Origin of the sequence: Micromonospora noduli, from assembly GCF_003264475.1 — a bacterium.
Lineage (GTDB): Bacteria > Actinomycetota > Actinomycetes > Mycobacteriales > Micromonosporaceae > Micromonospora > Micromonospora noduli.
This window is the reverse complement of the sequence record NZ_PYAC01000040.1, coordinates 42,512-68,834: the sequence shown is the minus strand read 5'-3', so window position 1 is coordinate 68,834 and position 26,323 is coordinate 42,512. Positions and strand designations below refer to the sequence as shown.

The 26,323-nt window shown below is 70.9% G+C and carries 27 protein-coding genes; 7 read left to right on the top strand and 20 right to left on the bottom strand.

Going from position 1 to position 26,323, the window contains the following annotated elements; genetic code table 11:
• Positions 1-326: 326 nt before the first annotated feature.
• The 3 genes from MED15_RS27360 to MED15_RS27350 all read left to right on the top strand — a co-directional run bounded on the left by MED15_RS27360 (position 327) and on the right by MED15_RS27350 (position 3,621).
• Entirely contained in the window at positions 327-1,127 is an 801-nt protein-coding gene (locus tag MED15_RS27360) for a hypothetical protein (RefSeq protein ID WP_373861104.1), read from the top strand.
• A gap of 221 nt (positions 1,128-1,348) precedes the next feature.
• Complete coding sequence (locus MED15_RS27355) at positions 1,349-2,251, top strand: phytanoyl-CoA dioxygenase family protein (protein WP_112604298.1); 903 nt, start codon at positions 1,349-1,351, stop codon at positions 2,249-2,251.
• A 185-nt stretch (positions 2,252-2,436) separates the two neighbouring features.
• Positions 2,437-3,621 carry a low temperature requirement protein A gene (locus tag MED15_RS27350; protein ID WP_112737319.1) on the top strand — a complete coding sequence of 395 codons (1,185 nt, stop codon included), beginning with the start codon at positions 2,437-2,439 and terminating at the stop codon, positions 3,619-3,621.
• A gap of 20 nt (positions 3,622-3,641) precedes the next feature.
• Here MED15_RS27350 and MED15_RS27345 read toward each other — a convergent pair whose 3' ends face one another.
• The 10 genes from MED15_RS27345 to MED15_RS27305 all read right to left on the bottom strand — a co-directional run bounded on the left by MED15_RS27345 (position 3,642) and on the right by MED15_RS27305 (position 12,992).
• Positions 3,642-4,835, bottom strand: coding sequence for a low temperature requirement protein A (locus MED15_RS27345; protein WP_112737317.1), 1,194 nt, complete (start codon positions 4,833-4,835; stop codon positions 3,642-3,644).
• Positions 4,836-4,984: 149 nt separating this feature from the next.
• Positions 4,985-5,626, bottom strand: a complete 642-nt coding sequence (locus MED15_RS27340; RefSeq protein ID WP_112737315.1) for an MOSC domain-containing protein — start codon at positions 5,624-5,626, stop codon at positions 4,985-4,987.
• Positions 5,627-5,710: 84 nt separating this feature from the next.
• Positions 5,711-6,544 (bottom strand): carbohydrate ABC transporter permease, encoded by an 834-nt coding sequence (locus MED15_RS27335; protein WP_112588332.1) that lies wholly within the window; start codon positions 6,542-6,544, stop codon positions 5,711-5,713.
• Entirely contained in the window at positions 6,538-7,524 is a 987-nt protein-coding gene (locus MED15_RS27330) for a carbohydrate ABC transporter permease (protein ID WP_091409821.1), read from the bottom strand. The genes MED15_RS27335 and MED15_RS27330 overlap by 7 nt, the downstream gene beginning before the upstream one ends.
• A complete protein-coding gene (locus MED15_RS27325; RefSeq protein ID WP_112588286.1) occupies positions 7,521-8,804 on the bottom strand; it encodes a sugar ABC transporter substrate-binding protein in 1,284 nt (427 codons plus the stop codon). Before MED15_RS27325 ends, MED15_RS27330 begins: the two co-directional genes overlap by 4 nt.
• Positions 8,805-9,055: 251 nt before the next feature.
• On the bottom strand, positions 9,056-9,340 hold the full coding sequence (locus MED15_RS27320; protein ID WP_091410004.1) for a GlsB/YeaQ/YmgE family stress response membrane protein: 285 nt from the start codon (positions 9,338-9,340) through the stop codon (positions 9,056-9,058).
• Between the two features lie 107 nt (positions 9,341-9,447).
• Positions 9,448-9,606 (bottom strand): hypothetical protein, encoded by a 159-nt coding sequence (locus MED15_RS33650; RefSeq protein WP_167457745.1) that lies wholly within the window; start codon positions 9,604-9,606, stop codon positions 9,448-9,450.
• A 250-nt stretch (positions 9,607-9,856) separates the two neighbouring features.
• Entirely contained in the window at positions 9,857-10,141 is a 285-nt protein-coding gene (locus MED15_RS27315) for a GlsB/YeaQ/YmgE family stress response membrane protein (RefSeq protein ID WP_091409827.1), read from the bottom strand.
• A 320-nt stretch (positions 10,142-10,461) separates the two neighbouring features.
• Complete coding sequence (gene lepA / locus MED15_RS27310) at positions 10,462-12,339, bottom strand: translation elongation factor 4 (RefSeq protein WP_112588290.1); 1,878 nt, start codon at positions 12,337-12,339, stop codon at positions 10,462-10,464.
• 116 nt (positions 12,340-12,455) lie between these two features.
• Entirely contained in the window at positions 12,456-12,992 is a 537-nt protein-coding gene (locus tag MED15_RS27305) for a DUF4240 domain-containing protein (RefSeq protein WP_112588292.1), read from the bottom strand.
• A 61-nt stretch (positions 12,993-13,053) separates the two neighbouring features.
• On the opposite strand from MED15_RS27305, the gene MED15_RS27300 reads away from it, so the two are divergent.
• The gene (locus tag MED15_RS27300; RefSeq protein WP_112737313.1) at positions 13,054-14,040 is read left to right on the top strand and encodes a phosphotransferase; all 987 of its coding nucleotides are present in this window, start codon (positions 13,054-13,056) and stop codon (positions 14,038-14,040) included.
• 298 nt (positions 14,041-14,338) lie between these two features.
• Positions 14,339-14,605 carry a 30S ribosomal protein S20 gene (gene rpsT / locus MED15_RS27295; protein WP_030491765.1) on the top strand — a complete coding sequence of 89 codons (267 nt, stop codon included), beginning with the start codon at positions 14,339-14,341 and terminating at the stop codon, positions 14,603-14,605.
• 125 nt (positions 14,606-14,730) lie between these two features.
• Here rpsT and MED15_RS27290 read toward each other — a convergent pair whose 3' ends face one another.
• The 10 genes from MED15_RS27290 to nadD form a co-directional block, all read right to left on the bottom strand.
• Positions 14,731-15,153 carry a hypothetical protein gene (locus MED15_RS27290; protein WP_112737311.1) on the bottom strand — a complete coding sequence of 141 codons (423 nt, stop codon included), beginning with the start codon at positions 15,151-15,153 and terminating at the stop codon, positions 14,731-14,733.
• The gene (gene holA, locus MED15_RS27285; RefSeq protein ID WP_112737309.1) at positions 15,150-16,130 is read right to left on the bottom strand and encodes a DNA polymerase III subunit delta; all 981 of its coding nucleotides are present in this window, start codon (positions 16,128-16,130) and stop codon (positions 15,150-15,152) included. Before holA ends, MED15_RS27290 begins: the two co-directional genes overlap by 4 nt.
• Before the next feature lie 135 nt (positions 16,131-16,265).
• Positions 16,266-18,707: a ComEC/Rec2 family competence protein gene (locus tag MED15_RS27280; RefSeq protein WP_112737329.1), complete on the bottom strand. Its 2,442-nt coding sequence runs from the start codon at positions 18,705-18,707 to the stop codon at positions 16,266-16,268.
• Positions 18,708-18,718: 11 nt separating this feature from the next.
• The gene (locus MED15_RS27275) at positions 18,719-19,555 is read right to left on the bottom strand and encodes a ComEA family DNA-binding protein (RefSeq protein WP_112737307.1); all 837 of its coding nucleotides are present in this window, start codon (positions 19,553-19,555) and stop codon (positions 18,719-18,721) included.
• Between the two features lie 330 nt (positions 19,556-19,885).
• Positions 19,886-20,260 carry a VOC family protein gene (locus MED15_RS27270; protein WP_112604312.1) on the bottom strand — a complete coding sequence of 125 codons (375 nt, stop codon included), beginning with the start codon at positions 20,258-20,260 and terminating at the stop codon, positions 19,886-19,888.
• Between the two features lie 234 nt (positions 20,261-20,494).
• Complete coding sequence (locus MED15_RS27265) at positions 20,495-21,268, bottom strand: SDR family NAD(P)-dependent oxidoreductase (protein ID WP_112588304.1); 774 nt, start codon at positions 21,266-21,268, stop codon at positions 20,495-20,497.
• A 3-nt stretch (positions 21,269-21,271) separates the two neighbouring features.
• Complete coding sequence (locus tag MED15_RS27260) at positions 21,272-22,126, bottom strand: DegV family protein (protein WP_112588306.1); 855 nt, start codon at positions 22,124-22,126, stop codon at positions 21,272-21,274.
• Positions 22,127-22,174: 48 nt separating this feature from the next.
• Positions 22,175-22,804, bottom strand: coding sequence for a histidine phosphatase family protein (locus MED15_RS27255; RefSeq protein WP_112588308.1), 630 nt, complete (start codon positions 22,802-22,804; stop codon positions 22,175-22,177).
• Entirely contained in the window at positions 22,801-23,208 is a 408-nt protein-coding gene (rsfS, locus tag MED15_RS27250; RefSeq protein ID WP_091409872.1) for a ribosome silencing factor, read from the bottom strand. Before rsfS ends, MED15_RS27255 begins: the two co-directional genes overlap by 4 nt.
• Before the next feature lie 110 nt (positions 23,209-23,318).
• Entirely contained in the window at positions 23,319-23,915 is a 597-nt protein-coding gene (gene nadD, locus MED15_RS27245) for a nicotinate-nucleotide adenylyltransferase (RefSeq protein WP_112588310.1), read from the bottom strand.
• Between the two features lie 170 nt (positions 23,916-24,085).
• On the opposite strand from nadD, the gene MED15_RS27240 reads away from it, so the two are divergent.
• Both MED15_RS27240 and MED15_RS27235 read left to right on the top strand, forming a co-directional pair.
• Positions 24,086-24,829, top strand: coding sequence for a PadR family transcriptional regulator (locus tag MED15_RS27240; RefSeq protein WP_112588312.1), 744 nt, complete (start codon positions 24,086-24,088; stop codon positions 24,827-24,829).
• Positions 24,830-25,015: 186 nt separating this feature from the next.
• Positions 25,016-26,221: an FAD-dependent oxidoreductase gene (locus MED15_RS27235; protein WP_112737305.1), complete on the top strand. Its 1,206-nt coding sequence runs from the start codon at positions 25,016-25,018 to the stop codon at positions 26,219-26,221.
• Positions 26,222-26,323: the final 102 nt, after the last annotated feature.

Below are 26,323 nucleotides of genomic sequence, written 5' to 3'. Positions count from 1 at the left end.
GATATGTCAACTGGCTCAAGTCCTTGACCGATCAATCGCTTCCCGTTGTCGGTTACCCGGTGACGCTCATGACAGCCCTGCACCGGGACGAGCGACAGAACGACGTGGCAGGTGAGATCGCCACCGGAGCGGGAACGTCGCCAACCGGCACGCGACAGCGGAGCCGCCCCCGAACCGGTCGGAGTCGGCCAGGCCGGGCCCGAACCACTCGGACGACCCGCGGAGGGCCAGCGGGGACGTACGCTTGTCAGACTGTCGATCTGGGGGTGTGGGTGCGAACTCGGGCAACCGTGGCGGGTGGAGTGGCGCTCATCCTCATCGCCGTGATCGCGATCTGGCTCGTCGTACGGCAGGTCGGCGACAATCTCACGTTGCCACTGATGGCACGGAAGTGCACGGTGCAGGCCGACGGACGGGTCGCGCTGGACGCCGACCAGATGGCCAACGCGGCGACCATCGCGGCGATCGGCGCGAAGCGCGGAATGCCCGAGCGGGCCGTCGTGGTAGCGCTCGCCACCGCGTACCAGGAGTCCGGGCTGCGCAACCTCGCCGACGGCGACCGCGACTCGGTCGGCCTGTTCCAGCAGCGACCGAGCCAGGGCTGGGGCACCCCGGCGCAGATCCGCGACCCGCGTTACGCGGCCAACCGGTTCTACGCGGCCCTCAAGAAGGTGCGCGGCTGGGAGGAGATGCGCGTCACCGACGCCGCCCAGCGGGTGCAGCGCTCGGCGTTCCCCGAGGCGTACCAGAAGTGGGCCGACGACTCCGAGGTGCTCAGCCGGGCCCTGCTCGGTGACGCCAGCGGCGCTGTCGCCTGCACGGTCGGGCGCACCCCGGCGATGCACGGCGCGGCGGCGGCCGCGCAACTGACCCGCAACCTGGTGCTGGACTGGGGGCTCAAGGGCACCGACCCGACCGACCCGACCGGGTTGGCGGTGACTCCGGGCGACCAGCGCGACGGCTGGCGGTACGCGCACTGGCTGGTCTCACACGCCCAGGACCACGGGGTGAAGCGGGTCCGCTTCGGCGACCTGGAGTGGACCGCCCGCGACGGCTCGTGGGGCCGTGTGGACGCCCGGCAGAACCCCGCCGGCCAGGTGATCGCCGAAGTGTTCAACGAGGGTTGACCGACCTGGATCTCTTAACCGGCAGTCACCGCACAATCGGGCAATACGCATCGAATCGCACTATTGATCACCCGGATCTCACTCTGTGCGTTTCTCTCGCTGCGTGGGGTCCCGCCTTGGCCCAATCCCGCGCCACACCCTCCCCGCTGCCTGGGCCGCCGCGTTACGATCGGCGGCCTGTGCCAGAAAAGGTTTCACCTCATGGGGAGGGGTACGACGCGGTGTTCGATTACGGCGACCGGACCGGTTACGAACCGATCAGCGACATTGACCGCAAGGAGTTCCACGAGCAGGGCTTCCTCCTGCTGCGCAACGTCCTGACGGAGGACCACCGGGCGGCGCTGGAGGCGGCGGTCGACCGCGTCTACGCGGAGGAGCAGGCCAAGGGCACCACCAAGAAGGACGGCACCCTGCACCTGCTGGGCTTCCTGGAGCGCGACGAGCTCTTCGGTGAGCTGCTGACCCACCCGATCGCCTTCCCGTACATGTGGGGGCTGGCCGGCTGGAACATCTACACCCACCACAACCACCTGGACGTCACCCCGCCGGCCGCCGAGCCGGAGAAGCCGTACTGGGGTTGGCACCAGGACGGGTACCGGCAGAACTCCGACCCGGAGACGATGGACCCGAACCTGCCTCGGCCGATGTTCTCCCTGAAGGTCGCGTACGTGCTGTCGGACCTCTCCGAGACCGGCCGCGGCGCCACCAAGGTCATCCCGGGCAGCCACCTGAAGAACTCGCTGCCCCGGCCGGCGGACCTCACCGTGCAGAACCCCGACCCGGAGGGCACGGTGGAGATCACCGCCAACCCGGGCGACGCCTTCATCTTCGACCGCCGGCAGTGGCACTCGCGGTCGACGAACCTGTCGACCATCACCCGCAAGATGCTCTTCGTCGGCTACACCTACCGGTGGATCCGTCCGCTGGACGAGCTGCACCCCGACGTGAACGGCGAGTGGTACCGCAACCGCACCCCCGTGCAGCGCCAGCTGATCGGTGAGGGCACCCACACCGCCAACTACTGGGGCATCAACTGGGACGGGTACGTCGACGACGAGATCCCGCTGCGCAAGGAGCTCAAGGAGCGCGGTCTGCTCGACCGCAACATTCCCTGGCTCCGCTGACCCACTGCTCGTAGGACGGCCCCCTGCCGACGCTCAGCGTTGGCAGGGGGCCGTTCCGCGTCTGCGGACCCGACCGCTCCGGCCCAGCCCGTTCCCGACCACCGGAGACCGCACTGTCGGTAGCGTGGCGGGTGCGCAGGTCGGGGCGCGGCGCCAGGGCGTGGGGTGGCACAGGAGGCAGCGCAGTGACATCCGCTCCGCTCCCCCGGATCCTCCGCCGCCGCGGCGAGCCGGAATACCCGACCTTCCTGGAACTCTTCTTCGATCTCGTCTACATCTTCATGTTCTCCCGGCTCGCTGCCAGCCTGGCTGAGAACCTCACCGTCCGGGGCGCGGCGCAGACCGCCGTCCTGCTGCTGGCCGCCTGGTGGGTCTGGGTGCTGACCGCGTGGCTCACCGACCTGTTCAACCCCCGACTGCCGATCATCCAGGCGACCACCCTGCTGGTCATGCTCGGCACCCTGCTGATGGCGATCGCGACCCCGTACGCCTTCGGTCGGTACGGGTGGCTCTTCGTCGCGGCCTACTTCGCCATTCACCTGGTCCGCGACGCCGTCCTGATCCCCGGCACCCGGGTGAACCGGCCGATCCAGGCAAGAAGCATCCGGGTGTTCTTCTGGTTCGGCATCACAGTGATGCCCTGGGTGGCCGGGGTGTTCGTGGAGGAGACCGCCCGACTGGTGCTCTGGTCTCTCGCGGTGGTGGTCGACCTCGGCTCGGCCCGGGTCGGCTGGCCGACGCCGAGGCTGGGGCGTACCGAGCTGGCCAGTCAGATCTTCACCGGGGTGCACCTCTCCGAGCGGCACCGTGCGATCTTCATCGTCGCGCTCGGCGAGTTGATCCTGAGCACCGGCACGGGGCTGGCCGGCAGCGGATTCACGGCCGGCGCGGTGGCCACCAGCGCCGTCGCGTTCCTCAGCGCGGTACTGCTGTTCCAGCTCTACTTCCAGCGGGTCCAGCGGATCCTGGCACCACCGAGCGTCGCAACTGTGGAACGGGTCCGCTCCGGCACCTCCACCTCGTACAGCCATCTGGTCATGGTGGCCGGGGTGGTCCTGGTCTCGACCAGCACCTCGCTGGTCATCGACCGGCCGTTCGGCCGCGCCCCGGTCGAGCTGATGGTCGCCACCCTCGGCGGACCGGTCCTGTTCCTGCTCGGCAGCGTCCTGTTCGATGCCGTGGTGACCGGCCGGACCCTCTGGTCCCGGGTGCTGGCGATCGCGGTGTTGTGTGCCCTGGTGGCACCCGCCACCCTCCTGTTCCCGCCCCTGGCCGCCCTGATGCTGGCGAACCTGGTCCTGCTGGGCACCCTGGTCGGGGAAGGGCTGGTCGCGCGCAGACGCCTGGTCGAGGCCGCCGCGCCATCGTGATGAAGGGCCGTCGTAGAGAGTCACCGCAGCATCGGTGGTGCCGGCGTACGCGTGTTTCGCCGGGTGCTCACCAGGTTCGCCACGGCGATGAGGAGCAGCACCGCCATGGCGAGCAGGGCGAGCAGCACCGGCGGCAGCAGGGGCGTGGCCGGTGCCACGCCCGCCAGCAGCACCAGCCCGGCCAACCGGGACCGCGAAATCCGCCCGAACACGGTGAAGTCGAGGACGCCCCGGCCGACCAGGTACAACGCGGGTCCGCCGAGGATCACGGCGGCCCACGAGGGCGGGGTCTCGCCCAACGGGCGGCTCACCACGAGACGGCTGGTGACCGCCGCGCCGATGATTCCGGCCACCATGATCAGATGGGTGACCGCGGCGGACTGGGTGAGCAGCGCCGGGTTGGACGATCGGGCGATCGCGTCGGTCAGCAACTCACCGGCGCGGTAGATGTAGATCCGCCACATCAACACGATGGTGGTGAACACCACTAGTAGAGCCGAGGCTCGCTCCAGCGTGTACTCGCTCATGCTGAAGGTCGTTCCGGTCACGAAGATCGAGACACCAAGCGCGACGATGACGAACTGCCGGTAACGCTCGGCTACCCGGGCGCCGACCAGCCGCCAGTCGCGCGGTCGTGAGCGGCCGATCCCGGGTACCGGCCAGCCCAACGCCGCCGAGCCGTACTCGACGACGGAGGCGAGCACCCAGATCGCCAACTGCCCCGAACCGCCCAGGAGCGCCCCACCGATCCAGCCGACGCCCGCGACCGCCTCCCAGATCAGGATCCGGATGCTGCGCCGCGGCGGCCTCCTGCGCGAGATGACCAGGATGTAGTAGGCCGCGGTACTGAGGTGGATGACCACGTACGTGGTCGCGAAGAGCAGCCGGCGATCGCCGTACGCGTCGGCCGCGACCGCGGCCAACAGCAGGCTGGCCGCCGCCACCCAGATGAACTGCCCCTGCCCGGCCGGGCGGGTCAGGTCGACGCTGTCCGCCGTCCACACGGTCAGCGCCCAGATCATCGTGAACCCGAGCAGCAGCACCAGCGTCCCGACGACGCCCGTCCAGGTCAGGTTGTCGGCCAGTACCGTCGCCAGGGTGACAAGCGCGAAGACGTAGACGAGGTCGAAGAAGAGCTCCAGGAACGCCGGACGCTCCAGGCCCGGGTCGGAGGGTGACGCCGCCCCGGCACCGCCGTCCGTCGTCATCGACATCGCGCTCCACCCGGTCCCCGCCGCACGCCCTCCGTGGGGACAATACGGGCAAGTCCGTCGCTGGGCCCGTCATCGGGGTTCTTCCGGGCCGGATCCGCCGAGCCCGCCGGTGCTCGTCGCGGCGTCGCGGCGGATGCCGTCGCGGGCGGTCAGCCCCGGGCGGCGAGGCGTCGACGGGCCTTCTCCCGGATCGGCTCCGGCAGGTCCTCGGCGTCGAGCAGCCGCGGCAACAACTCCGGCTCCAGGCTGTTCGCCCGGAACACCTCGCCGATGGTGACACCGTGCGCCGGCCGGTCCACCACCTCGACCGGGTCGCCCGCGCCGACCTCCCCCTCGCGCAGCACCCGCAGGTAGGCCCCGGGCGACGCGCGGACGGTGAACCGCTTGATCAGATCCGGTACGCCCCAGAACCCGGCGAAGGTGGTGCAGGGGGTGCGCGGCTTGGTGACCTGGAGCAGGGCGGAGCCGACCTGCCACTGCTCGCCAATCACGGCACCCGTCACGTCGACCGCGTAGGTGGTCAGGTTCTCGCCGAAGCCGCCGGGCGGTATGGCGCGGCCCAGGTCGGCCACCCACCAGGCGGCGTCCTCCTCCGCGTAGGCGTAGACCGCCTGGTCCGGGCCACCGTGATGGGCCGGCTCGCCAATGAAGTCACCCGCCAGGCCGCCGGTGAGCACCGAAACCGGGCCGTCGACCGGCCGCTTGTCGATGCCGCTGCGACCGCTCGCGTCGCCGGCCCACCCCGCCTCGGTCACGATGCCGAGGTTCACCGCTGCCACCCTGCCCGTCATGACCGCCAGCCTAGTTGGCGGTCCAACGCCGGCCAGCCCTCCCGGCCGCGGGTCAGGACCGCCGTCGGCCCTCGCGGCGCGGGGTCAGCCCTTGACGGCGCCGGCCACCAGGCCGGAGACCATCCGACGCTGCACCAGCAGGAAGAAGATGATGACCGGCAGGGTGAACAGGGTGGACGCGGCCATCACCGGCCCCCAGTTGGTGTCGTCCCGACCGAAGAAGAAGGTCATCGCCACCGGCAGCGTGTAGCTGCCCTGGTCGTTGATGAACGTCAACGCGAAGATCAGCTCGTTCCACGCCGTGATGAAGGAGAAGATGCTGGTGGCCACCAGGCCGGGCGCGACCAGCGGGAAAAGCACCCGGCGGAAGATCTGGGCCCGGCTGGCCCCGTCGATCGCCGCCGCCTCCTCCAACTCCTTCGGCACCGCGGCGACGAAGCCGCGCAGCATCCAGACCGCGAACGGCAGCGAGAAACCGAGGTACGTGAGGATCAGGCTGGGCAGGGTGTTGTAGAGCCCGAGCCGCTGGATCATCAGGAACAGCGGGATGACCAACGCCTCCAGCGGGATCATCTGCACCACCAGCAGCATGATCAGGAAGCTGGTCCGCAGCTTGAAGCGGAACCGGGCCACCGCGGTCGCGGCGAGCAACGCCACCAGACCGCTGAGCACCACAGTGGAGACGGCTACCAGCGCGCTGTTGAGGAAGAAGTCGAGGAAGCTGACGCCGGGGATCAGATTGCCGGTCAGGATCTCCCGGTAGTGCGCCAACGTCGGATGCGTCGGCACCGGCTGCGGGGTGGCCGAGAAGATCTCGCTGCTCGGCTTCAGCGAGGTGGAGATCATCCAGTAGACCGGGAACGCCGCGAAGAGCGCGACCAGCAGCCCGGCGCCGTTGAGGGCGATCTTCTTCACGATTCGTCCTCCTGCCTGAGCACCATCCGTACGTAGAAGCCGGTGACCACGAGCAGGATCAGCGTGAGGATCACCGCGATGGCCGCGCCGAGCCCGTACTTGGGCGGCGGGGAGAAGGCTTCGGCGTACGAGTAGATGGCGAGCATGAACGTCGGCCGGTCCTGGGTGCCGCCGGCCAGTACGAACTGCTGAGTGAAGACCTTGAAGTCCCAGATCGTGGAGAGCACGATCAGGATCCCGAAGACCGGGCGCAGCAACGGGAAGGTGATCTTCCAGAAGACCCGCCACGGGCTGGCGCCGTCCACCCGGGCCGCCTCGTGCAGCTCACTCGGCACGCTCTTGAGACCGGCCAGCACGCTCACCGCGATGAACGGGAACGAGTGCCAGACCACCACCAGGGTGAGGATGGCGAAGAAGAGCAGCGGCGAGTTGAACCAGCCGTAGCCGGTCCAGTCGCTGCGCCCGAACAGGCTGTTCGAGAGCCCGTCCGGCAACGCGTTGAACAGCCAGGTGACCAGGCCACTCGTGTCGTCGAAGATCCACTTCCAGACGATGGTGCCGGTCAGCGCCGGCGTGGCCCAGGCGAGCATCACGCAGCTGGCCACGAATGTCGCCATCTTGCGACCGAGCCGGTTGAGCAGCAGCCCCACGAGCGTGCCGAGCACCATGGTGAGCAGCACGTTGGCCGCGGCGAACAGAACCGTGTTGCGCAGCACGGTCAGGAAGAACGGGTCGGAGAGGATGTCGACGTAGTTGCCGAACCCCACCCACGGCCACTCCCGATCGCCGCGCAGCTGCCGGACGCTGTTCAGCCGGTAGAAGGACATCACCACCACCTGGCCGAGCGGCCAGAGCAGCAGCACCCCGATGATCAGCAGGGCGGGCAGGAGCAGCAGGTAGGGCAGGCGGTCCACCCGGCGACGCCGCCGCGCGGGGTTCTCCCGCGCGGCGGCCGTCTCCGGGCTTTTTGTCTGGGAGCTCACTTGCTGTTCAAAATGCCTTCCATCTCACCGGCCGCATCGGCGGTAGCCTTCTCGACCGTCTTCTGACCCTTCATGACCGAGCTGTTCATCGCCTGGGTCACCGTCTTCGTCCGGCTGACCTCCACCCACTTCGGGGTGAGCGGCGTGAGCTTGGTGTTCTGCATGGTGGTGGCGAACGCCGCCATCACCTTGTCGTTCGCGTACGCGTCACCGGAGACCAGGTCCTTGTAGACCGGGAAGAAGCCGAGGCTGCTCGCGAAGCTCTGCGCGTTCTTCTTGTTGAGCAGCACGGTCAGGTAGTCCCAGGCCAGGTCCTGCCGCTCGCTGTCCTTCCAGATCGCCACGTCCGAGCCGCCCGCGAAACCAGGCGCCGCCTTGCCGTCCGGGCCGGGGATCGGGAACGTACCCCAGACCTTCTCGATCTCGGGGTTGTCCTTCTTGATGGCGCCCTGCTGCCAGCTACCGGCGAAGGCCATCGCGGCCTTGCCGGTGGCGAACTGGGTGCGCGCGTCGATCTCGTTCCAGCCCGCCGCCGCCGGCGGGGCAACCTTGTGCACGGTCACCAGATCGGTCCAGAACTTGACGGCCCGCTGCGCCTCGGGCGTGGTGTAGCCGGACTTCCAGGTGCCGCCCTGGTTGCTGGCGATCTCGCCGCCGGCACCCCAGAGGAAGGAGTAGAAGGGCAGCTCGGAGTTGCCGGGCAGGGCGATGCCGTAGGTGCCCTTCTTCTTCGCCTGCACGGCCTTGGCCACCGTGACCAGGTCGTCCCAGGTCTTCGGGGGCTGCACGCCGGCCTCGGCGAACCAGTCGGTGCGGTAGTAGATCGCTCGCACACCGGCGTACCAGGGCACGCCGTACTGCTTGCCGTCGAGCTGCGCGTTGCGCACCAGGTCGGGCAGCAGATCCTTGCCGTCGGCCCAGCCGCCCATCCGACCACTCACGTCGGCGAGCGCCTCCTGGGCGGCCCAACCCTGAGTCTCGGTGTTGCCCAGCTCGGTGATGTCCGGCCCTTCCCCGCCGGCGAGCGCCGCCTGGAACTTCTTGGGCGCCTCCAGCCAGGGGATGTACTGCACGACCACGTCGGTGTCGGGGTGCTTCTGGCGGAACTCGGCCTCGACCCCGTCGAGGAAGGAGTTCTGCGCGTCCCCGCCCTCGCCCATCATCCAGACCGTGAGCTTGCTGTCGTCAGCCGCATCGTCGGAGCCTCCACAGCCGGTCAGCACCATCGCGGCCGAGGCCACCATGGCGGTGACCGGGGCCAGCCGCTTCCACCTGTTCACGCCACTTCTCCCCTCGCGCCGCCTGGAACTAACCTTCTCCGCCGCACCCTAGTACGGAGAATTCCTTTACGACAGTGGGCAGGACTGGCCGAAGCGTGGCGACCGTACCGCAGCGGCCCGACGACCGGCACTCCAACATCCGGCCAAAGTTGGGCCTTCCAACACGAAAGAGCGCCCGGCTCTCGGCCGGGCGCTCTTTCCAGTCGTGCTGTCCTACCAGTGGTGCTGTGTCGCCAGATGATGCCGGGTCGTTATCGGGTGACGCTGCGGCGGCGACCCACACCGGCCACCAGCGCGACAGCGATCGCGGCCACCACGACCTGCACCAGCAGCTCGGCCCAGTCGATACCGCTCGTCTCGGTCGCGATGCCGATGGCCCGCGCCAGGACGGTGCCCAGCAGCGCGGCACCGACACCGATCAGCAGGTGCAGCCAGATCGGCATGTTCTGCCGGCCCGGGACGACCAGGCGGCCGAGCGCGCCGACGATGAGACCAACAACGATCGCAGTGATGATGCCCCACACGGTGAGCTCCACGGCCACCCTCCTTCAAGAATGTCTGACACACGGTGCGTGTGCTTCCTGTCGTGACCGTTAATTGCCCTACCCACCGAAAATCCAAACCGACTTCAATCACCAAACGATCACGACTTGGTCGACAGGAACAGGTTCCACAGCGGTCCCACCAGCCCCTCAGGCCACCCCGGCCACCCCGGCCGCCGGGCCGCCACCGGGCCACCGGGCCACCGGGCCACCGGGCCACCGGGCCACCGGGCCACCGGGCCACCGGGCATGATCAACACGAGATCATTGAATCCGCGGTATTGGACCCACCGGGACACCGCGACATCACCAAAACCGAGTCGATCACCGCGATCCAGCCCCGCCGGAGACGTCGAGCAGGAGGCGGCGAGCAGGAGGCGGCGAGCAGGAGGCGGCGAGCAGGAGGCGGCGACGTCCGTTGCGGCAGGCAGAACGCCGATGGGCGCCCGGCCTGCCGGCCGGGCGCCCATCGGAGGTGTCGCGGTGGTACGAGTTGATGCTGTGGTGGTGTTACCGGGTCACGCGGCGGCGGCCACCCACACCGGCCACCAGCGCGACAGCGATCGCGGCCACCACGACCTGCACCAGCAGCTCGCCCCAGTCGATACCGCTCGTCTCGGTCGCGATGCCGATGGCCCGCGCCAGGACGGTGCCCAGCAGGGCCGCGCCGATACCGATCAGCATGTGCAGCCAGATCGGCATGTTCTGCCGGCCCGGGACGACCAGCCGGCCGAGCGCGCCGACGATGAGACCGACAACGATCGCAGTGATGATGCCCCACACGGTGAACTCCACGGTCGCCCTCCTTCAAAGAATGTCTGACACACGAGTTGTGTGCTTCCTGTCGTGACGGCTAAGTGCCCGACCCACCGAAAGCCCAAACCGACTCACCTCAATCGACAACGCCAGCCGTCAATGTTCCGGCGGTGCGTCGGTTGACACGTGAGTACGTCCACACAGGTAGGAGCCCACTTCGTCGATCCATCGGCCCCACAACAGCGACAAAAAATTTTCGGCACCCGGTGGTCACAATCCCCGCAACGGGGCACTCGAGGCGTCCGGAAACGCGACGCGCCCGGGTGCGGATGGCACCCGGGCGCGTACGGCGGCGCGAACTACTTCTTGCCGGCGGCCTTGCCGTCGCCGGAGTCGGAGGAGAGGGCGGCGATGAAGGCCTCCTGCGGCACCTCGACCCGGCCGACCATCTTCATCCGCTTCTTGCCTTCCTTCTGCTTCTCCAGCAGCTTGCGCTTACGGCTGATGTCGCCGCCGTAGCACTTGGCGAGCACGTCCTTGCGGATCGCCCGGATGGTCTCCCGGGCGATGACCCGGCTGCCGATGGCCGCCTGGATCGGTACCTCGAACTGCTGGCGCGGGATCAGGGTGCGCAGCTTGGCGGCGATGGTGACGCCGTAGTTGTACGCCTTGTCCTTGTGCACGATGGCGCTGAACGCGTCCACCGGCTCGCCGTGCAGCAGGATGTCGACCTTCACCAGGTCGGACGCCTGCTCGCCGGAGGGCTCGTAGTCGAGTGAGGCGTAGCCCTTGGTACGGCTCTTCAACTGGTCGAAGAAGTCGTAGATGATCTCCGCCAGGGGCAGCGTGTAGCGCAGCTCCACCCGGTCGGCGGAGAGGTAGTCCATGCCGAGCAGGGTGCCGCGCCGACCCTGGCAGAGCTCCATGACGGCGCCCACGTAGTCGTTGGGCGTCAGTACTGTGGCCCGGACCACCGGCTCGTACACCTCGGCGATCTTGCCGGTGGGGTACTCGCTCGGGTTGGTGACGACGATCTCCTCGCCGTCGTCCGTGATCGCCCGGTAGACGACGTTGGGCGCGGTGGAGATCAGGTCGAGGTTGTACTCGCGCTCCAGCCGCTCCCGGATGATCTCCAGGTGGAGCAGGCCGAGGAAGCCGCAGCGGAAGCCGAACCCGAGCGCGCCGGAGGTCTCCGGCTCGTAGTCCAGGGCGGCGTCGTTGAGCTTGAGCTTGTCCAGTGCCTCGCGCAGGTTGGGGTAGTCGGATCCGTCGATCGGGTAGAGGCCGGAATAGACCATCGGCTTCGGGTCCTTGTAGCCACCCAACGCCTCGGCCGCCGGCCGGCTGTTGATGGTGACCGTGTCACCGACCCGGGACTGCCGGACGTCCTTCACACCGGTGATCAGGTAGCCGACCTCGCCGACGCCGAGCGCCTCGGCCTTGACCATCTCGGGTGAGATGACACCGATCTCCAGCAGCTCGTGCACCGCGCCGGTGGACATCATCTTGATCCGGTCGCGGGCGCTGATCCGGCCGTCGATGACCCGGACGTACGTGACGACACCGCGGTAGACGTCGTACACCGAATCGAAGATCATCGCCCGGGCGGGCGCCACGGCGTCACCGACCGGCGGGATGAACTGCCGGACGATCTCGTCGAGCAGGTACGGAACGCCCTCGCCGGTCTTGCCGGAGACCCGGATGCAGTCGGCGGGGTCACCGCCGATCAGGTGGGCCAGCTCCTCGGCGTACTTCTCCGGCTGCGCGGCCGGCAGGTCGATCTTGTTGAGCACCGGGATGATGCGCAGGTCGTTCTCGAGAGCCAGGTAGAGGTTGGCCAGGGTCTGCGCCTCGATGCCCTGCGCGGCGTCGACCAGCAGCACGGCACCCTCGCAGGCGGCCAGCGACCGGGACACCTCGTAGGTGAAGTCCACGTGCCCCGGGGTGTCGATCATGTTGAGCACCGCGTGCTCGCCAGCCCGCTCACCCTCACGGATGGTCCACGGCATGCGAACGGCCTGGCTCTTGATCGTGATGCCACGCTCGCGCTCGATGTCCATCCGGTCCAGGTACTGGGCGCGCATCTGCCGGGGGTCGACCACACCGGTGAGCTGCAACATCCGGTCGGCCAGGGTCGACTTCCCGTGGTCGATGTGGGCGATGATGCCGAAGTTCCGGATGCGACCGGGGTCGGTGGAACCAGGGGCGTTCGCGCCGGGATCGAGCTTCGGTGGCACAGCGGTCCGTTCTGGTCGGCTGACGTGAACAGGCCGGCGCGCCGCCGACCCCCTCTATGTTCCCACGCCGCCGGGGTGCGCCCACTGCGCGGGCGATGGAACGGCCCGAGGACCTCTCACTCCATCGGCGGCTCGACGAAGAGCGCGGCCAGTCGGGGCAGCCGGCGACGCGCCTCGTCCTCGTCGTCGAAGTCCCAGAAGTCGTTGAGATCCGGCGTCCGCACCGGGTCGCGGTCCGCCGGCAGTTCGGTCGCGGTGGCCTTGCGGTACGCGTCCCAGGGCACCGAGAGCATCTGCTCGGCGGAGAACTCCTCGCCGCTGAGCGAGGCCGCCCGCACCTGGGGCAGTTCGGCCAGCGAGTCCGGTTCGGCGACCGCGCGGGCGAAGACGGCCCGACCCTGGGTCATCAGCCAGCCCCGGAAGTGTTCGAAGCCGTCGGCCGAGGCGCCACCGTTGATCAGGTACGCCGCACCCCACAGATCCGCCTTGTGCGAGGCGGCCAGCACCCGCGTCTGGTGCCGCGCGTACCCGATGATGTCCTCCGGGTCGCGCTCGGCGAGCAACGCCACGGCCCGTGCGGCGACCGGGCCGGGCTCACCCCCGCCGCCGGCCCGCGCCTCGTCGATCAGCTGCCAGAAGTCCTCGGTCCTCATGGCTTGGCAGTCTGGCAGTGTCGTCGTGCGTCGCGCACGTACCCCGGGGCAGCATGGTGGGATGTCCCCTCCCCTGCTGCCGCCGGTGCCGTACCACGCGAGCGCCCTACGCCCGTCGTGGCCGGCGTTACCGGCGGCGCTGCGGACCGCGGTCGCCGAACGGCTCGGCGCGCCGGTGGTCACCGCCCGGATCGCGGGCGCGGGCTTCACCCGCGGCTTCGCCGCCGTGCTCGACACCGCCGACGGAGGTCGGGCCTTCGTCAAGGCCGCACCCGCCGCCGAGCAACCGCATCTGGTCGACTGGTACGCCCGAGAGGCCGCGATCCTCGACCGGCTGCCGGCCGACCTGCCGGCGCCCCGCCCCCGGTGGACCCTCTCCGCGGCCGGCTGGTTCGTGCTCTGCACCGACGCCGTCGACGGGCACACCCCACGCCTGCCCTGGGTGCCCGCCGAGCTGGACGCCACCCTCGCCGGGTACGCGCAGATCGCCGCGGCCCTGGCCGACCCGCCGGCCGAGCTGACCGCGCTCGGTCTGCCGCACCTGGCCGACCTTGCCCGGTCGGACATCCTCTGGTGGGAGGAGGTCGCCGCCGGTCGGGAGCCGACCCCACCACTGCCCGCGCCACTGCTGGGCCGGCTGCCCGAGCTGGTGGAGTTGGAATCCCTCCTACCCCGGTACGCCGCCAGCGCGACCGGCCTGATCCACGGCGACCTGCGGGTCGACAACGTGCTGATCGACTCGGACGGCCGAGCCTGGTTCTGCGACTGGACCTGGGTCTGCTCCGGGCCCGCCTGGTTCGACCTGGCCGGCCTGCTGCTCACCGCGTACGCCAGCGGGCTGGACGCGGACCGGCTCTTCGCCGCGCACCCCGCCACCGCCGGCGCGCCCCCGGACGCGCTGGACGCGACCCTGGCCGCGTTGGCCGGCTACTACCTCACCGGCGCTGCGGCGGCACCGCCGACGGCCTCGCCGCACCTGCCCGCCCACCAGCGGTGGAGCGGCGAGCAGTCGCTCGACTGGCTGGCCCACCGCCAGGGCTGGCGGTGACGCGGGCCGGTCTGGGGCGCGCTGGCGGTAACGCGGGCTGACCTGGGGCGGGCTGGCGGTGACGCGGGCCGGGCTGGCGGTGCGGCGGACCGGCCTGCCGTCGCGCTGGCGGTGAGCCGCCGCCGTGTTCGAGGGCGTAACCTGGTCCCCGACGGGCCGGGTCCGTCCGCGCGAAGGCCGAGCCGTTTTGGCTCGGCCCCGGCGACCTGGTAACCTGGCTCTTCGCGCAGCGATGACGCACGTTCGTCATCACGCGCAATAAGCTGACCAACCCGAGCTATCAAGACGAGGCTGTCGCGTGGCGAACATCAAGTCCCAGATCAAGCGCAACCGGCAGAACGAGAAGGCCCGGCTGCGCAACAAGTCGGTCAAGTCGTCGCTGAAGACCGCCGTCCGGAAGTTCCACGAGGCTGCCGAGGCCGGTGACGTCGAGAAGGCGACCGCGCTCATGCTGGACGCCTCGCGCAAGCTGGACAAGGCCGTCAGCAAGGGCGTGATCCACTCCAACCAGGCCGCGAACCGCAAGTCCGCGATCGCGAAGCGCGTGGTGTCGCTCTCCGCCTGACGACTTCACCGTCAGACTGATTCGGAAAACCCCGGGCCCCAGGCCCGGGGTTTCCGTGTGTCCAGAGGCCGGCCGTGTTCATCCGGACCGGCTGTTCGGTGCGTGGGCCCCCACGGGGTCGGCGCTCAGTCCGACGGGTTGGCCCGCCGGGGCGGTGGCACCTGGTCGGCGGTGATCACCACGCCGGTAACGCTGTGCGAGACCCACTCCACCCGGGCTCGGCCGACCACCGGTTCCATCTGCCGGCGAAACCGGTCCCGTTCCTGCTCGGGCACGAGCGCGGCGGAGCGGACCACGATCGCGGCCACCATGTCGTTGAGCTTCACCATGGCGGCCACCACGACCGGCAGCACCAGCACCGCCCACCAGCTGACCAACTCGGCGAGGGCGAGCAGCACCGCCAGGGCGATGGCACCCTCGAAGAAGAGAAAGCACAGCACGCCGCCGGGGTTGACGAACCGCAGGCCGAGGAGCCGGGCGTAGAGCGGCCGGTAACGCTCCTCGTCCACGGGAATGATGGCCCACGCCGGGCGGTTCGCCCCCGTCACCTGGTGCTGCCCTGCCGGGCCGCCGCGACCGAGAAGACCGCACGCTCCAGGGCGTACGCCCGGTCGTCGGAGCCGCCCTTGACGGCCGCGTTGCACTCGGCAGCGACCTGCATGGCCCGGACCAGGCCCTCCGGCGTCCAGCCCCGCCCCTGCCGCTGCGCCCGCTCGATCTTCCAGGCGGGCATTCCGAGGCTGCTGGCGAGCTGGTACGGACTACCTCGCCCGGCCGACGCCACCCGGGCCACAGTGCGCACCCCGTCGGCCAGGGCGTCGGCGATGGGCACCGGGTCGACCCCGACGTGCAGGGCCCAGCGCAGCGCCTCAAGCGCCCCCGGCACGTCGCCGACCATGGTGGCGTCCGCCACCGTGAAGCCGGTCACCTCGACCCGGCCCCGGTAGTAACGGGAGACCGTCTCGGCGCTGATCCGCCCATCGGTGTCGGCGACCAGTTGGGAGCAGGCGGCGGCCAGCTCACGCATGTCGTTGCCGACCGCGGCGATGAGCGCCTCGGCGGCGTCGTCGGTGCACTTTCCGCCGGCTCGGCGGATCTCGTCGCGAACGAAGGCCACGCGGTCGCGGTGCCCCTTGAGCTTGGCGGCCGGGACCACCGTCGCGCCGGCCGCCCGCAGACCGTCGGCGAACGCCTTGCCCTTGGCACCGCCCAGGTGCAGCACCAGCAGCTGGACCTCCGGGTCGGGATTCTTCGCGTACGCCAACAGCGCGGTGACCAGGTCCTTGCGGGCGTCCTGGCCGGAACGCAGGATCAGCAGCCGCCGACCGCCGAACAGCGAGGGGCTGAGCATCTCGGCGATCTCGCCGACGGTGAGCGCACTGGCCTGGTACTCGCGGACGTCCACCTCGGGGTCGACACTGCGAACCTTCGCGACAGCTTCGGTGACCGCGCGCGTGGCGAGCAGTTCCTCGTCACCGAGGACGAGCAGAATGGGGGCGAGGCTGGCGGGGGTCACGCCGCCCATATTCGCACGGCCTGCGGCGGGATCGTGCCTGCTCATTCGCTGCTTGATCGGCGCAGCCCGCACACAGCGCAAATCCAGACATCCAAGTCAATTCCCCGTTTAATCCGCAAGGCGGACGATTAATCGGAGACAAATTCAAGGCCGTCGGCCCGCGGGCACACCTCGCCGGGCTACCGCCAGACCGTCGCCCGTTCGGACCGCCGCCACGTCGCCGTCCGTGTCGGTGCGCAGCACCCGCACGCCGCTCCTGCCCAGGTGGGCGAGCAGCCCCGGACTCGGGTGCCCGTAGGTGTTACCGGTGCCCACCGGCACGAGCGCCACCGTCGGCCGCACCGCGTCGAGGAAGCCCTGGTCCTGGTACGCCGACCCGTGGTGCGCGACCTTCAACACGTCCGCCCGTAACTGGCCGGGGGCCGCCCGCGCCACCATCGCGTGCTGCTCCTCGGTCTCCGCGTCGCCGGCCAACAGGATTCGTACCCCGGCCACAGTGGCGCGCAGCACCAGCGAGTTGTTGTTCGGGTCGGACCTGGTTCCGGCCAGCGGGTACGGCGGGCCGAGCACCAGCAGGTCGACCCCGCCCACGGGGTGGCGAGCGCCGGCCACGGTGGTCCGCAGCGCGGCCCGTCCGCCGATGGCCGCCGCCCGAACCAGGTCCCGACCGTTCTCCGGGTCGGTGGACGACGGCGTCAGCACGGCACCCACCCGCCGCCCCCGGAACACCCCGGCCACCCCGCCCACGTGGTCCGCGTGGAAGTGACTGATCACCAGCAGGGGCACCTCCCGTACGCCGAGCCGACGCAGGCAACCGTCCACCGCGCCCGGTTCCGGCCCGGCGTCCACCACCACGGCCCGGCCGGGGTCGACCGGGAGCACCAGGGCGTCGCCCTGCCCCACCGCGCAGGCCACCACCACCCAACCGGCGGGCGGCCAGCCAGCGGCCAGCAGCCGAACCGGCAGAGCACCCAGCACGGCGGCGACCCCAACGACCGCCACCAGCCGGCGTACGAGTGGCCGGCGCACCGCGGTCAGCAGCGCGACGGTCAGCCCGGTCAGCAGCAGGGCACCGGGCACCCCGCCCGGCCACGGCACTGTGCCACCTGGCAGTCGAGCACCCTGGCGGGCGATGAGCACCAGCCACCAGGCCGGCCAACTCGCCAGCCACGCGACGAACTCGGCGCCGGCCGGCCAGATCGGCGACACCATGGCCGCCAGCACGCCCAGCACTGTCGCCGGCGCGATGGCCGGCACCGCCAGCAGGTTTGCCGGTACCGCCACCAGGCTCACCGTCCCGGAGATCCCGGCGACGACCGGGCCGCAGGCAAGTTGGGCAGCAGCCGGCACGGCCAGCGCCTCGGCCAGCCCAGGCGGGACGCCTCGCCGACGCAATCCGTCCCGCCAACGCGGCGCGAGCAGCAGCAACCCGCCGGTGGCCAGCACGGAGAGGGCGAACCCGGGATCCCCGGCCAACTCGGGGTCGACGAGCACCAGCACTGTCACGGCGGCGGCCAGCGCGGGCAGCGCCGCCCGAGGTCGACCGGCAGCGAGCGCGGCGAGCCCGATCGCTCCCATCGTGGCGGCCCGTACGACGCTCGGCGACGGGCGGACCAGAATGACGAACCCCACCAGCGCCACCCCACACAGCGCGGCGGCGAGCCACGGGCCGGCGCGCGACCACCGGGCCAGCAACAGCACAGCACCCACAACGATCGCCACGTTGGAGCCGGAGACCGCGTTGAGATGGGTCATTCCGGTGGCCTGGAAGTCCGCCTCGACGGCGGGTGGCAGTCGGCTGGTGTCGCCCACCACCAGACCGGGCAGCAGCCCACCGGGGTCGTCGGGCAGCGGCGCGCAGGCCCGTTGCAGGCCGGTACGCAGCGTCCCGGCGGCGCGCTGCGCCCAGGACGGCGCGCCGTGCCGCTCCGGCGGATCGTTGGTGCTGAGTACCGCCGCGGTGAGGTCGCCGCCGCGCGGAACGCCGAGCCGGCCGTCGACGGTGAGGCGCTGCCCGGGCAGCAGGCCCCGCCACGCCGGGTCGGTCGCCAGGACGAGCAGCCGCACCGACGCGTGGATCCGTCGACCGTCCGGGCCGGTGAGCCGGACCAGCTCGGACGACACCAGCAGCATCCCCGGCCGCCCGGCGCTCCGGATCGGGCGCGGGTCGTCCCGGACGACCAGGTCGGCGGTGATCGGAGCGCGTTGCTCCGCGAGGGCACCGATCGCCGGCGCGTCGCGAACGGCGAGCCGGGCGGCGGTGGCCGCACCACCGCAGACCACACCGAGGCCGACCGCCACGGCCACCCACCCGTAGCGCCGCACCATGGCTCGGGGACGGCCGAGGCGGCCGAGCAGATGCGCAGCACCAATTGCCGTCAGACCGGCCCCCGTGCCGGCGACCAGCAGCGTGGCGCGGCTGCCAAGGTGCAGGCCGGCGAGCGCCGTGAGCCAGGCCGCCACGGCGAGCCCAGCCAGTCGCAGATCCGGCGGCTCCGACCGGGCCCCGCCAACCGGTGGCGCGGCCTGCGCCGACCCAGCCGGCGGCCCGGGCTGAGCCCCGCCGGCCGGTGGGTCAGCGGTCACGGAAAACCCGCTCACACCGTCACCAGATCCTTGAGCTGCTCATACCGTGCGTCGCCGATCCCGTCGACCTGGCGCAGGTCGCCAACGGACTTGAACCCGCCGTGCTGATCGCGATGGGCGAGGATCCGTTGGGCGAGCACCGGCCCGACCCCGGGCAGCGCGTCGAGCTGCGCCAGTGTCGCGGTGTTGAGGTTCAGCGGCCCGGCGGCGGGTGCCGCACCGCCCGCCGCAGGCCGGGCCGCACCGCCCGGCACCGGCGGTGGCGTCACCCCGACCACGATCAGCTCGCCGTCGGTGACCTTGCGGGCGGGGTTGAGCAGCGCCACGTCGACCCCCGGGAGCGCGCCGCCGGCCGCCTGCACCGCGTCGGCGAGACGGGACCCGGCCGGCAGGCGTACCAAACCGGGTTTTCGGACCTTGCCGGCGACCGCCACCACCAGCTCGGCGGAGCTGGACACGCTCGGATCACCCACCGGTGCGGCCGACGCGGCGTCGCTGGCCAGCGGGGCGACCGGCTCCGACTGCGGCCGGGCCTGCCAGGCCCAACCTGCCGCACCCGCGACCACCACCACGGCGACCACCGCCAACGCCCGCACGCCCCGCCGCCCAGGGTCGAACGCCGACGGGCCGGGCAACCGCGACTCGGGCGGGACCGCAGGGCCGTCCGAGGACGGTTCCGCGAGCGGCACTGCGGGCCGGAAGGACGGTACGTCCGCGGGCTGCGCGTGGACCAGGGACGACGGGGGCACGCCCGCGAGCGGCACCTCCGGCCGGGGCAGCGGTGCGACAGCCGCCTCCGTCAGCCGGCGCAGGCGCTGGCGTACCTCTGTCTCCTCGTCGTGCGACACAGCGCGACGCTATGGCGGCAGCCGTGATGGTGGAGGTAGACGGCGTCGTCCTGTGGACAAGCAACGCCACTGTGGACAACGCCCTGATCATGCCTCGATCTGCTATGGGCGCAGACGGCAGCTACGCCGAGCGCCGCGACGTCAAGGCCGCAACGCCGGGCGCGCTCGGCCGGCCCGCCATGTCGAACTGCCAAGGAGCGGTATACCTCAGAGGCATAAATATGCCTCTGAGGTATACCGCTTATGCCGGATCCGCCCCGACGAAGGTGACCGACGGTGATCGGCCTTGCCGCACTCCGTCCACAGGTCGGTGTGTGCCGCGATCAGCCCCTACAGGTACGGCCGGGTGATGATCTCGATCGCGTGGCCGGCAGGGTCGAAGAAGTAGAAGCCCCGGCCACCGTGCTCGGTGTTGGTCTCCCCCTCCCGCTTCAGCTGCGGGTCGGCCCAGTACGTGATGCCGCGTCCCTCGACGAACGCCAGGCACCGCACGAACAACTCGTCGTCGACGAGGAACGCGTAGTGCTGCATCTGGATGTCCACCGGCGGCTCGGCGAACTGGAGCAGCACACCCTCGTCCAGTTGGACGTTGGCGAACGGCCCCCACGATGGCGCCTCCGGCAGCTCGAACAACTCCCGGTAGAACGCGGCCGAGGCGCTCTTGTCCTTGCTGGCGATGATGGTGTGGTTGAACGTGACTGTCATCCGTACCGTCTTCTTCCCGGTCGATCCGAAGACCCGACCGGAGGCCCACAGCGTTCACCCAGCCAACAGATGACGAAGCCCCGAGGGCACCGACGCCCCGGATCCCGCACGAGAGACGCGTACATCGCGTCGATCTCGGCGTGGTGGCTGAAGTAGCCAGAACCTCCGGGGGGTAGGCCCATCTGGGGCGCGCACGGAGGCTAACACCAGCGGCGCGGAGCAGCTACGCGGCGGTCAGCGGGCCTCCGGGTCGAGGCCGAGTACGGCCCGTCCGCCGTCCACCGGCAGCGTCACCCCGTTGACGAAGCTCGCCGCGGGCGACAGCAGGTACGCGACCGCCTCGGCCACCTCCTCGGCCCGCCCGATGCGGCCCACCGGGTGCAGCCGGGTCAGCTCGGCGTCGATCCACTGGGCCTGGGTGGGCTCCTGGGTGGCGAGGAATTCGGCATGCCGCTCGGTGGCGATCGAGCCGAGCGCTACCGCGTTGGCCCGGATGCCGTGCCGGCCGTACTCGACGGCCAGCGCCCGGGTCAGCCCTTCCACTGCGGCCTTCGCCGTCGCGTACGGCAGGGCACCGGACACCGGTCGGCGGGCCTGGTGCGACGAGACGTTGACGATCGCGCCGCCGGCGGCGCGGGCCAGGAAGCGGCGGACGGCGACCGCGGCGCCCACCACGGCCGGGCGCAGGTTCAACCCGATCAGGTCCAGCACCGTGTCGGCGGACGCGGTGTGCAGCGTGGCGTCGCGGAACACCGCTGCGTTGTTCACCCAGCCGGTCAGCGGCGCGGCGCGGTCGGCCAGCTCGGCGGCGCGCTCGGCCACCTGCTCGTCGGCGGCGTCGCCGACCACCGCGACGAGCCGATCGGCGGCCGGATGGTCGGCCAACCAGTCGACCGCGTCGGCGTCGCGTTCGAGTACGACGATGGTGGCGCCGGTCGCCAGCAACCGTTCCACCACGGCCCGGCCGACACCGCGACCACCTCCGGTCACCACGCACGACGTGGGCACGGCTCAGCCCTCCGGTCGGCGGTGGACGACCACGCAGGCCAGGCCCGGCCCGGCGTGCGCGGCGACGACGGCACCCGCCTCGGAGACGTACGTGTCGTGCAGCCGGCCGCCGAACCGCTCGGTCAACGCGGCGCGCAACGCCTCGGCCCGTTGCGGCGCGGCCAGGTGGTGCACCCCGAGATCCACGTCGTCGCCGTCGGCCGCCTCGACGGCCAGGTCCACGAGACGGGCCACTCCCCGGCTGGCGGTGCGGACCTTCTCCCGCAGCACGATCGCCCCGTCCGGCATGTGCATGATCGGCTTGACGGACAGCGCGGTGCCGACCAACGCTTCGGCCGCGTTGATCCGGCCGCCCCGGCGCAGGAACTCCAGCGTGTCGACGTAGAACCAGACGGTGGTGCGGGCGATGGCGGCGAGCGCCGCGTCGCGTACAGCGGCAAGGTCGGCGCCGGCCTCGGCGGCGGTGGCGGCGGCGATGGCCGGGAAGCCCAGCCCCATGCCCGCCGAGCGGCTGTCCACGACCTCGACCCGGCCGTCCAGGTCGGCGGCGGCGAGCCGGGCGGCCTCCACCGTGCCGGACAGCGCGGCGGAGATGTGCACCGAGACGATCCCGTCGGCGCCGGCGTCGAGCAGTTGGCGGTACGTCCGGGCGAACTGCTCGGGTGCCGGGCGGGAGGTGGTCGCGGTGACCCGGCGGGCGCTCAGCGCCAGTGTGGCGTCGGCCGGCTGGGTCTCCACCCCCTCCAGCCCTTCCGCGCCGTTGAGCACGACGGTCAACGGCACGACGGTCAGCCGGTGCGCCTGCACCAGCTCGGACGGAAGGTAGGCGGTGGAGTCGATGACAACCGCGACGGGCATGCCCGGCACGCTAGCCGATCGAGGCCGGGAACGCCGAGGCGCGAGTGCTCAGACCGCGTCGACGGCGACCGGGGCGGTGATCAGGCCGACGTTGTGCGCCCGCAACTGCCAGCCGCGGACGTCGTCGTGGCGCAGCTCGGTCCAGTGGCAGTTGGCCAGCGAACCGATGGTGCGCAGCACGGCAGTGTCCCAACCGAGCAGGTGACCGATGCCCTGCCGGGAGCCGCCACCGTGAGTGGCGATCACCACGGTGCCGCCCGGGGCCGCGTCGGCTGCCTCCTGTAGCGCGGCACCGACCCGCTCACCGAGGTCGTGCAGGGGCTCCAGATCCGCGCCCGGGTCGGGGTCGCCGGCCCGCCAGCGCGCGTACTCCTCGGGGAAACGCTCGGCGACCTCGGTGAGGTGCAGACCCTGCCACTGGCCGAAGTGCCGCTCGCGCAGCCGGGCGTCGGTGCGTACCGGTAGACCCGTCAGCGCGGCGAGCGCGGCGGCGGTGTCGGCGGCGCGGCTCAGGTCGCTGGCCACGATGGCGTCGGGCCGCAGCCCCGCGAGCAGCGGGGCGGCGGCGCGGGCCTGGTCGCGGCCAAGCTCGTTGAGGGGTACGTCGGTCTGCCCCTGGACGCGGTTGGCGGCGTTCCAGTCGGTGTTGCCGTGCCGCCAGACGATCAGTCGGGTCATTCGGCGGTGGCGGACCCGCTGGCGTCGGCCTCGACCAGGTCGCGATCGACGAACGGGATGGTGGGGCAGTCCTTCCAGAGGCGGTCGAGCCCGTAGAACTCGCGCTCCTCGGTGTGCTGGACGTGCACCACGATGTCGACGTAGTCGAGCAGCACCCAGCGGCCACCACGCTCGCCCTCGCGCCGCACCGGCTTCGCCTTCTCCGGCAGCTCCAGCAGGCTCTCCTCGATGGCGTCGACGATGGCCAGCACCTGGCGCTCGTTGGGGGCAGCGGCGAGCACGAACGCGTCGGTGATGGCGAGCTGGTCGCCGACGTCGATGATCGTGATGTCCTGCGCCTTCTTGTCGGCGGCGGCCTGGGCGGCCGCGATAGCCAGCTCGTGAGCGCGTTCGGAAATCGTCACCGTTCTCCTTTGATCAAGCGTGCGATCCTCCAAGCGTCTCATACCCGGCGGCACCCCGATCGTCCAGTTCTGGTCGGTTAGTGCCACGAACCTGGGCATAACGGGTGCGCTCAGTGCTGATAGAGGCTTCGCTTGGCGATGTACTGCACCACACCGTCGGGCACCAGATACCAGACCGGCTCGCCTCTGGCGACCCGAGCACGACAATCGGTCGACGAGATGGACATCGCGGGCACCTGGATCAGGCTGACAGTATCCGCCGGAAGGTGCTTGTCGCTCAGCGGGAAACCGGGTCGGGTCACGCCGATGAAATGGGCCAGCTCGAAGATCTCGTCCAGGTCCTTCCAGGACAGGATGCGTTGCAGGGCGTCCGCGCCGGTGATGAAGAACAACTGCACCTTCGGGCCGTACTCGGCGTGCAGGTCGCGCAGGGTGTCGACGGTGTAGGTCGGCCCGCTGCGGTCGATGTCGACCCGGCTGACCTGGAAGCGAGGGTTGGAGGCGGTGGCGATCACGGTCATCAGGTACCGGTCCTCGGCCGGGCTGACCGGCTCGTCGGCCTTCTGCCAGGGCTGCCCGGTGGGCACGAAGACCACCTCGTCCAGGCCGAACCGGTCCGCTACCTCGCTGGCCGCGACGAGGTGCCCGTGGTGGATCGGGTCGAAGGTGCCACCCATGATCCCGATCCGCCGGATATCTTCCTCCACCCAATGATCGTAGGCCGGGCGTCATGGCCGACCGTTCCGGCCCAGCGCAATGATCAACTCAACTGCCGGGCCATGCCCCGCCCGCAGAGCGCCGCACGTAGGGGTCGCAGCATTCCGCCCGTCGGCGTATATTCGTCGACGAGTAACCGTCGACGAGCGAGGGGGTCATCGTGCCGAAGCGGCGCAAGGTCGGCAATCTGCTGGCGCTGGCCGTGCTGTCCGCGCTGGTCCAACGGCCGATGCACCCGTACGAGATCGCCACCGCACTGCGTGCCTGGGGCAAGGACCAGGACATGGAGTTCAAGTGGGGGTCCTTCTACACGGTGATCGGCAACCTGGACAAACACCACCTGATCGAGGCGGTGGAGAGCGTGCGCGAGGGCCGACGCCCGGAACGCACCGTCTACCGGATCACCGACGCGGGGCGGGCGGAGCTGGTCGACTGGGCCCGCGAGCTGGTCTCCACCCCGATGGCGGAGCATCCCCGTTTCCGGGCCGGGTTGTCCGTGCTCGCCGCGCTGCACCCGGACGAGGCCACCGCCCTGCTGCGGCAACGGCTCGATCTGCTGGAGGCCGCGATCCGCCAGGACCGCGAAGCGCTCGACGCGCACCTGCGGGAGATCCCGCGACTGTTCCTGGTCGAGTCGGAGTACGACCTCGCCATGCGCGACGCGGAGGCGGCCTGGCTGCGGGCGCTGCTCGCCGAGCTGACCTCGGGCAGCTACCCGGGGTTGGACACCTGGCGGACCTTCCACGAGACCGGCGAGATGCCGGCCGAGCTGACCGAGTTGGCCGAGAAAAGCAGCACCCCGAAGGCCAACCCCGAGACCCCAACCACCCACACCCCGGAGGCAAGCCCCGACAGCTCCGAACGCCCCGACAGCGGCAGCCGGAGAGCCGACGCCACCGGCTGAAGAGCGGCCCCGGCGAGGTGCGCCAACACCTCACCGGGGCCCTGACCCCGAACCGACACCTGGGAAGGCACCCGGCCCGAAGCGGCAACCACGAGGATAACCGGGCTCCCTCCCAGGTCCGCGCGCACGCGCACCGACCACACCAGGTCCGCGCGCCCGCGCACCGACCACACCCAGGGAGAGAGCATGACCACGGTACGAACCGCGATCGTCATCGGCGGTGGCATCGCCGGGCCGGTGACAGCGCTCGCGCTGCGCCGCGCCGGCATCACCGCAACCGTCTACGAGGCGTACCCGACCACGGCCAGCGGCATCGGCGGCACCCTCGCCCTCGCGCCCAACGGCGTGGCGGCTCTGCGTACGGTCGGCGCGCACGAGGCGGTGACGGCGATCGCCACACCGATCGACCGCAGCGCTCTGGCCGTCGGCCGCCGCCGCATCGACATGCCCACGCTGACCGGGGTGCCACCGCTGCACGTGGTGCACCGGGCCGAGCTGTACCAGGTGCTGCACGACCAGGCATTCGCCGAGGGCGTGCCGTTCGCGTACGGCAAGCGGCTGGTCGATGCCGAGCAGACCGGCGACGGCGTGACCGCACGTTTCGAGGACGGCAGCACGGCGACCGCGGACATCCTGGTCGGCGCGGACGGGATCCGCTCCACGGTCCGGGGTCTCATCGACCCGGGCGCGCCCGGTCCCCGGTTCACCGGGCTGCTCGGCGTCGAGGCGGTCGCCCGCCACGAGGTGGACGCCGAGCCGGGCACGATGACGTTCGCGTTCGGTCGGCGCGGCTACTACCTGTACTGGCCGGAGCCCGGCGGCGGCACCCGCTGGGGGGCCAACTTGCCGCAGCAGCGGCCGATGAGCCTCGTCGAGGCCCGGGCTGTGCCGGCGGAGCAGTGGTTGGACACGCTGCGCGCCACCTACGGCGACGACGACCCGGGCCGGGAGCTGGTAGCGACCAGCAACGCCGATGATCTCCAGGTGGTCGGGTCATTGCAGATCATGCCGCCCGTGCCGCACTGGTATCGGGGCCGGATGGTGCTGGTCGGCGACGCGGCGCACGCACCGTCGAACAGTTCGGGGCAGGGTGCGTCGTTGGCCATCGAGAGCGCTGTGCAACTCGCCCGCTGCCTGCGCGACCTGCCGGACGTCGAGGCGGCGTTCGCCGCGTACGTGCGGCTGCGTCGTACCCGGGTGGAGAAGGTCGCGGCCCGCGCGGCCCGGATCAACCACGCGAAGGCCCCCGGTGCGGTCGCGCGGACGCTGATGCCGTTGCTGATGCCGCTGATGGTGCGCACGGTGCTGGACCCGGAGAAGACCGTCGCCGACGAGCAGCGCTACGTCATCGACTGGGACGCGCCGGTCACGGCGGAGCCCACCCTGCGCTGAGCTGTGGCTGCGGGGTGGCCGGCCAGCCACCCCGCAGCGGCCCGCCCGCGCCGGGTCAGCCCGCGCCGGCCACCCCACGGCGTCAGCCCGCGCTGCTCAGCG